The sequence below is a fragment of the Rhizobium sp. SEMIA 4085 genome, assembly GCF_013004495.1.
GTDB lineage: Bacteria > Pseudomonadota > Alphaproteobacteria > Rhizobiales > Rhizobiaceae > Rhizobium > Rhizobium gallicum.
In genome coordinates, this window is sequence record NZ_JABEPH010000294.1 from 1 (window position 1) to 7879 (window position 7879).

Here is a 7879-nt window from a genome sequence, read left to right on the forward strand (position 1 = left end):
GTCATGAGCTGGCCCTTGTCGTCGGCGGGGCCGCGGCCCGGCAGGATCTTGCGGCCATTGCCCATGTCCTTGATGGCTGGTTCGAAGGGATCGTTGTCCCAAAGCTCGATGGGATCAACCGGTTGAACGTCGTAGTGGCCGTAAAACAGCACATGCGGCGCATCCGCGCTGGCGCCGGAATGATGTGCAACGACCATCGGGTGACCGGGAGTATCGCGAACGGAAGCTTCGAAACCCAGTGTCTTCAAATAGGCGACCAGCCATTCGGCAGCCGTGTGGCACTCGGCTTTGTACGCCGGGTCAGTCGAGATCGATTTGATGCGCAGCAACTCGAACAATCTGTCCAGGCTTGAACCGAGGTTCTGATCGGCGCGCGAAAGCACCGGGGTTACGTCTGTCATTTCCGACTCCTTTCGAGATTCGGCCGGACGATAGACCAAAGGCGGGGACGTTTCGAGGAAGAAAAATCGAAACGAGGGAGCGCCTAGACGGTCAGATTTTCTTCGCGTTTTCGAGGAGGCGGCGGATATATTCCAGCATCAGTTCGCGTTCGAAGGTCTTGAAGCCTTGGAAAAGCGCCAGGTCGGCTTCACGTGCGATCTTGACCGCTTCATCTTCGATGGCCCGCGCATTGGGCGTCAGGAAGATCAGTTGCGCTCGTTTGTCGGAAGGATGGGGACGGCGCTCGATGAGGCCATCGCGCGCCATGCGCGCAAGCGTATTGGCCATCGTCGCCTGTTCGATATCGACGCGTTCGAGCAATTGCTTCTGCGTGAGGCCATCTTCCGCCCAAAGTTCGAGAAGGATCGGGAATTGCCCGGGGGAAAAACCAAGCCCCGCCGCGCGCTGCTGCAGCGAGCGGGCAAAACCCTTGGCCAACTGGCTGGCAAGATATGCTCCCGAATCCATCCTATTAAATCCCATGATTGCAGTTAGGCTCAAAAACTGACGCGAAACAATGCAACAAATCGCATGCGATGGATCAAAACTTGTCCTTTAAGCTTCATAAATGTGCATCTTCGCCAAAAAACAAAGCCGCCATGGCCTGGAGGTTGGCCATGGCGGCTTGAAAATGGGGACAAAGGCCCGGAGAGGGGGATAAGGCCTTTGTCCAAGCCTGATGCGGCGGGGGACAAGCCGGTAATCAGACCCTCGGCGCGATCAAACGCCGGTAGACCTGATTTGTGACCGGGAATGTGGTTTTTCAAGGGAAGCCGGCCGAGCCGATAATTACAAATTGGTAACAGTTCGGTGAAGCATTAATTCGCGCGCCCTCCAGCAATCATTCCAGAAGAACACAAGGTTCCATTCGCTGGCAATGACGACTGCCACGAGAGCAAGCGGGACGGCATAGGCGAGCGCAGCACCTGTGCTTTTCCATAGGCAAGTCTTTCCGAAGGCGAGGGGGGGTCAGCAATAAATAGAACCGCAAACTGCATGTGCAATGGACGTTTCCATCTCGCCACGCTATCCATGCAGCCATGAAAAAAGGCGATCATCTTTTCCTTATTGACGGTTCGGGTTTCATCTTCCGGGCGTTTCACGCCCTGCCGCCGCTGACGCGCAAGTCCGACGGCTTGCCGGTCGGCGCAGTCTCTGGCTTCTGCAATATGCTCTGGAAGCTGCTGACCGATGCGCGTGACACCTCCGTCGGCGTCACGCCGACGCATCTTGCAGTTATCTTCGACTACTCGGCAAAGACCTTTCGCAAGGATTTGTATGATGCCTACAAGGCCAATCGCTCGGCACCGCCGGATGAGCTGATACCGCAATTCGGGCTAATCCGCGAGGCGACGCGCGCCTTCAACCTGCCCTGCATCGAGACTGAAGGGTTCGAGGCCGACGATATCATCGCCACCTATGCCCGGCAGGCGGAAGGGACGGGCGCCGATGTGACGATCGTCTCCTCCGACAAGGATCTGATGCAGCTCGTGACGCCGAACGTCCACATGTACGACAGCATGAAGGACAAGCAGATCGGCATCCCTGACGTCATCGAGAAATGGGGCGTACCGCCCGAAAAGATGATCGACCTGCAGGCCATGACCGGCGATTCGGTCGACAATGTCCCAGGTATTCCCGGTATCGGCCCGAAGACCGCCGCCCAGCTTCTTGCAGAATACGGCGATCTCGACACGCTGCTGGACCGTGCGCATGAGATCAAGCAGGAAAAGCGCCGCCAGACGATTCTCGAGAATGCCGACAAGGCGAGGCTTTCGCGCGAATTGGTTCGGCTGCGATCTGATGTACCGCTGGTGCTTGGTCTGGACGACCTCGTTCTCGAAGTGCAGAACGGCCCGAAGTTGATCGGTTTCCTGAAGGCGCTGCAATTCACGACGCTGACGCGCCGTGTGGCGGAGGCCTGCAATTGCGATGCCAGTGCCATCGAGGCGGCCGACGTAAAAGTCGAGTGGGGTACTACTGCGCACGGCCCCGATCTTGATGCCGTTGAACCGGAGCCGGTTGCGGGCGGCATCCCGGATGTCGAGGGCGCTGCCGTTCCGATTCCCGTCAAGGCCAAGCCCGCCGGCAAAGGCTTTACGCCCGCCGAACTCGCCAAGGCGCGCGCCGAAGCCTTTGCAGTGCTGCCATTTGATCATTCCACCTACGTGACGATCCGCGATCTCGCGACGCTCGACAAATGGATTGGCGATGCGCGGGCAACCGGCCTGGTCGCCTTCGAAACCGAAACCACTTCGCTTGATGCGATGCAGGCGGAGCTGGTTGGGTTCTCGATGGCGATTGCCGACAACGACAAGAACCCGGCGGGCGTCAAGACGCGCGCCGCCTATCTCCCGATCAGCCATAAGAACGGCGTCAGCGATCTCCTTGGCGGCGGGCTTGCGGACAATCAGATACCGATGCGGGATGCGCTGCCGCGGCTAAAGGCGCTGCTCGAAGACGAGTCCGTTCTCAAGGTCGCGCAGAACCTGAAATATGACTATCTGCTGATGAAGCGATATGGCGTCGAGACAAAGAGCTTCGACGATACGATGCTGATGTCCTACGTGCTCGACGCCGGCACCGGCGCGCATGGAATGGACTCGCTCTCAGAGAAAATTCTCGGCCATAAGCCGATTGCTTACAAGGATATCGCAGGAAGCGGCAGGGCGAATGTTACGTTCGACCTTGTCGATATCGATCGTGCTACGCACTACGCTGCCGAAGACGCCGATGTGACATTGCGGCTCTGGATGGTGCTGAAGCCACGACTTGCCGCAGCAAAGCTGACGGCTGTCTACGAGCGTCTGGAGCGCCCGCTGCTGCCGGTACTGGCGCGCATGGAAGAACGCGGCATCACGGTCGACCGTCAGATCCTGTCCCGCCTTTCCGGTGAACTGGCGCAAGGCGCAGCGCGCCTGGAGGACGAAATCTATGCGTTGGCGGGTGAGAAGTTCACGATCGGCTCGCCGAAGCAGCTTGGCGACATTCTCTTCGGCAAGCTGGGGCTTGCTGGGGGCAGCAAGACGAAGACCGGGCAGTGGTCGACCTCGGCAAGCGTGCTGGAAGACCTTGCCGCGGCGGGTTTCGAACTGACGCGCAAGATCGTCGATTGGCGCCAGCTGACCAAGCTGAAATCCACCTATACAGATGCGCTTCCCGGTTACGTGCATCCGCAGACGAAGCGCGTCCACACCTCCTATTCGCTGGCTTCGACGACGACAGGGCGGCTTTCGTCGTCCGAGCCGAACCTGCAGAACATTCCGGTGCGAACGCTGGAAGGCCGGAAAATCCGCACCGCTTTCATCTCCACGCCCGGGCATAAGCTGATCTCGGCCGATTACAGCCAGATCGAACTGCGCGTGCTCGCCCATGTCGCGGAAATTCCGCAGCTGACCCAGGCTTTTGCCGAAGGCATCGATATTCACGCGATGACGGCCTCCGAAATGTTCGGCGTTCCTGTCGATGGCATGCCGGCCGAAGTGCGCCGCCGCGCCAAGGCGATCAACTTCGGCATCATCTACGGCATTTCCGCCTTCGGCCTTGCCAACCAGCTCTCGATCGAGCGCTCGGAAGCGAGTGACTACATCAAGAAATACTTCGAGCGTTTCCCCGGCATTCGCGACTATATGGACAGCCGCAAACAGATGGCGCGCGACAAAGGCTATGTCGAAACGATCTTCGGGCGGCGAATCAACTATCCGGAAATCCGCTCCTCCAATCCTTCGGTGCGCGCCTTCAACGAGCGGGCTGCGATCAACGCACCGATCCAGGGCTCGGCAGCCGATGTCATCCGCCGGGCAATGATCAAGATCGAACCGGCACTCGCCGAAGCCGGACTTGAGGATCGGGTGCGCATGCTGTTGCAGGTGCACGATGAACTGATCTTCGAAGTCGAGGATGCCGACGTCGAAAAGGCGATGCCGATCATTGTATCCGTCATGGAAAACGCCGCCATGCCGGCGCTCGAAATGCGCGTGCCGTTGAAGGTCGATGCGCGCGCCGCGACCAATTGGGACCAAGCGCATTGAGCGCTTCGTCCTTCCGGCCCCAAAGATTTTTCTTGATGACTTAACTAATTGGCAAATATAGGTTTTTGGTTCTGTAGGTGTGTCTTTTCGACAAGGTTGGAAGGAACTTGTTAACCTTCGTTTTCTAATCCGGATGGGTCAGAAATTGAGTGAGTAGCGGGCGCATGCGTTTTCCCAGAACGAATTTGACGGATGCCGGTGATTTTTCCTCGGAAATAGACGTACAGCATGCGGGCGATGACATAAATGTCGCTCCCGCAGCGCCGGTTTGGCAAAGCAATTTCTCGCTTGCACCGAACGTGCGTTTTACCCGCACGCCGGAAAACCTGATCAGTAAACGCCGCGTGCCGGCCGAATCGGAACAGTCGTCTTGCGAGGAGATCGTCAGCGAAGGGCCGGCAGTTGATGTCGAGTCAAGCGCCCCGATGATGATTGACGTGCCGTTCGACGTCTACCTGCCGGAAGCCGCTCCATCCGCGTCCGAGACCGATCATCCCGAACATGTCGCCGAAATTCAGGTCGAGCCGGAATTTCGCGCTTCGTCCGAGCTGACCGGCATTTCCGATTTCGCCTTCTGGGAAGTCATGGCCTTCGAGGAGGCGACTGCGCCCCCGATTACCCTACCAGTTGCTTTCCTGCCAAAGGTTGAGGTCACGCCGGAATCGCTCATCCAACACTTCCGCGTGATGGAATGGCGCCCCGGAGGGAGGCCGCAAAAGCCCGACGCACCAGCCACGGCCACAGCCGCTCCAGCGCCTGTAAGGTCTATATCGAACGTGGCTCCGGCAGCTCGACCGGCCGCCCCACCGGTGACCGCGAGAACGCAGCCGATCGCGCCGATGCCAGTTCGCGTGCAGGCCGCTGCAGCCCTGGCGCCCGCACCGCGGGCTGTAACGCAGAAGACAATCCCGGCGAAAATCGATCCATCCGGCTACGAGTTTCCGCCCCGCTCGCTGCTGCAGGAACCACCGGAGCGTTTTGGCGAGATCATGCCGCAGGAAACGCTGGAGCAGAATGCCGGGCTGCTGGAAAGCGTGCTGGAGGACTTCGGCATCAAGGGCGAGATCATTCATGTCCGCCCAGGTCCGGTCGTAACGCTTTACGAATTCGAACCTGCACCCGGAGTGAAGTCGTCGCGCGTCATCGGCCTTGCCGACGATATAGCCCGCTCCATGTCGGCGCTGTCGGCCCGTGTCGCCGTGGTGCCTGGCCGCAATGTCATCGGCATCGAATTGCCGAACGCGATGCGCGAGACGGTCTATTTCCGCGAGATGATCGAGAGCCAGGATTTCGAGAAGAGCGGTTACAAGCTGGCACTCGGCCTCGGAAAGACGATCGGCGGCGAGCCGGTGATCGCCGAACTTGCGAAGATGCCGCACCTGCTGGTTGCCGGCACCACGGGCTCCGGTAAATCCGTCGCCATCAACACTATGATCCTCTCGCTGCTCTATCGCATGACGCCGGAACAATGCCGTCTCATCATGGTCGATCCCAAGATGCTGGAACTGTCCGTCTATGACGGCATCCCGCACCTATTGACGCCCGTCGTCACCGATCCGAAGAAGGCCGTGATGGCGCTGAAATGGGCGGTGCGCGAGATGGAGGAGCGCTACCGCAAAATGTCGCGCCTCGGCGTGCGCAACATCGACGGCTACAATGGCCGTGTCGCGCAGGCCCGCGAAAAGGGCGAGACAGTCCGCATCATGGTCCAGACCGGTTTCGACAAGGGCACAGGCGCGCCGATCGAAGAGCAGCAGGAAATGGACCTGACGCCGATGCCCTACATCGTCGTCATCGTCGACGAAATGGCTGACCTCATGATGGTTGCCGGCAAGGAGATCGAGGGCGCGATCCAGCGCCTGGCGCAGATGGCGCGCGCCGCCGGCATCCATCTCATCATGGCGACACAGCGTCCGTCGGTCGATGTCATCACCGGCACCATCAAGGCGAATTTCCCGACTCGCATCTCCTTCCAGGTCACGTCGAAGATCGACAGCCGCACGATCCTTGGCGAGCAAGGCGCCGAGCAGCTGCTCGGCCAGGGCGACATGCTGCACATGCAAGGGGGCGGCAGGATTTCTCGTGTCCACGGCCCGTTCGTCTCCGACCTCGAGGTCGAAAAGGTCGTCGCGCATCTGAAGACGCAGGGCCGTCCGGAATATCTGGATACGGTCACGGCTGACGAAGAGGAGGATGCCGAGCCGGAAGAAGGCGCCGTCTTCGACAAGAGCGCGATCGCGTCCGAGGACGGCAACGAGCTTTACGATCAGGCGGTCAAGGTCGTGCTGCGCGACAAGAAGTGCTCGACCTCATACATCCAGCGCCGCCTCGGCATCGGCTACAACCGCGCGGCATCGCTTGTGGAGCGCATGGAAAAGGAAGGCCTCGTCGGTCCCGCGAACCATGTCGGCAAACGTGAGATCGTGTCGGGGCGCGAAGAATGACGCCGGCTAACCAATTTTCGTAAGGAAGCTGTTGAGCGTCTCGATGATCTTGCGCCCGGCTTCTTCCAGCGAGCCGCTGTTGTCCAGTTCGGTGACGTCGTAATCGCCCCGTACGGTCAGCGGACCGCGGGCGAGGCGGGCCATAATGTCTTCGTGCGTCTCGCGGCCGCGGGCTTCGAGGCGGCCGGCCAGCACTTGCGGGCGGGCGGTCACGTTGATGACCTTGAGGCGGGGAAAAACGGCCTGGAAGAGGTGGAGTGCCGAGCGGGAGCCGTTGGCGATTACCAGGTGTCCCTTGGCGAGCGCGACGGAAACCTCTGCTGGAATGCCGTATTTCAGGCCATGGGCCTCCCACCAAACGGCGAAGTTGCCGGATTGCTCCATAGAGACGAAGCCTCCGTCGGAAACGGACAGATGATCTTCGCCGCCGGCATCGCGGTCCCGTGTGATGACGCGGCGAACGAAATGCACGTCGGGACGGCCGGCAAAATGCTTTGCCGCCAAGTTTATCAGCGTGTCCTTGCCGGCGCCGCTCGGGCCGACGACAACGACCATGATGCCTCGCTCTGTGCCGGGTACCAAATGTGGCTCGTGCGAGGGGATCATGCGACCCGGCGCCCTTCGCGCCAGACCGAACGGGTCACCGGCACGCCCTCGTCGCGGAAGACGCGGACAAGATCGGCACGAAGGCCGGTATCGATCCGGCCGCGATCATTGAGGCTGACGGTGCGCGCGGGCGTGGCGGTCACCATCGCGATGGCCTTGGACAACGAAATGGTCTCCACCTCGTCGGCAAGAATGAAGGGTGCGTAAAGCAAGCTGAGCGGTACGTAATCGGAAGAGAGTACGTCGAGGACGCCGCGCTCTGCAAGATCGCGAGCGGCGATGTTGCCTGAGTGAGACTTGCCGCGCACGACATTGGGAGCGCCCATCAGCACGCTCATCCCGTGCGTGTGCGATGCC

Annotated in this window: 5 protein-coding genes and 1 pseudogene; 2 read left to right on the plus strand and 4 right to left on the minus strand. The window is 60.2% G+C overall.

Annotated features, from left to right (window positions below):
* Positions 1–401 (minus strand): annotated as a pseudogene (locus tag C9413_RS23810) (M20/M25/M40 family metallo-hydrolase); the annotation flags it as partial.
* Positions 402–492: 91 nt separating this feature from the next.
* Complete coding sequence (locus C9413_RS23815; RefSeq protein ID WP_022713262.1) at positions 493–909, minus strand: MarR family transcriptional regulator; 417 nt, start codon at positions 907–909, stop codon at positions 493–495.
* Between the two features lie 572 nt (positions 910–1481).
* Here C9413_RS23815 and polA point away from each other — a divergent pair.
* Both polA and C9413_RS23825 read left to right on the plus strand, forming a co-directional pair.
* Positions 1482–4472 carry a DNA polymerase I gene (polA, locus tag C9413_RS23820; protein ID WP_170250981.1) on the plus strand — a complete coding sequence of 997 codons (2991 nt, stop codon included), beginning with the start codon at positions 1482–1484 and terminating at the stop codon, positions 4470–4472.
* Between the two features lie 164 nt (positions 4473–4636).
* Positions 4637–6916 carry a DNA translocase FtsK gene (locus C9413_RS23825; protein WP_039843531.1) on the plus strand — a complete coding sequence of 760 codons (2280 nt, stop codon included), beginning with the start codon at positions 4637–4639 and terminating at the stop codon, positions 6914–6916.
* 6 nt (positions 6917–6922) lie between these two features.
* Here the strand turns inward: C9413_RS23825 and phnN are convergent, their stop codons facing one another.
* Together phnN and C9413_RS23835 are read right to left on the minus strand one after the other, a co-directional pair.
* Positions 6923–7522, minus strand: a complete 600-nt coding sequence (gene phnN, locus C9413_RS23830; RefSeq protein ID WP_039843532.1) for a phosphonate metabolism protein/1,5-bisphosphokinase (PRPP-forming) PhnN — start codon at positions 7520–7522, stop codon at positions 6923–6925.
* A partial coding sequence (locus C9413_RS23835) for an amidohydrolase family protein (protein ID WP_170250982.1) occupies positions 7519–7879 on the minus strand: 361 nt, incomplete at its 5' end. The genes phnN and C9413_RS23835, both read right to left, overlap by 4 nt.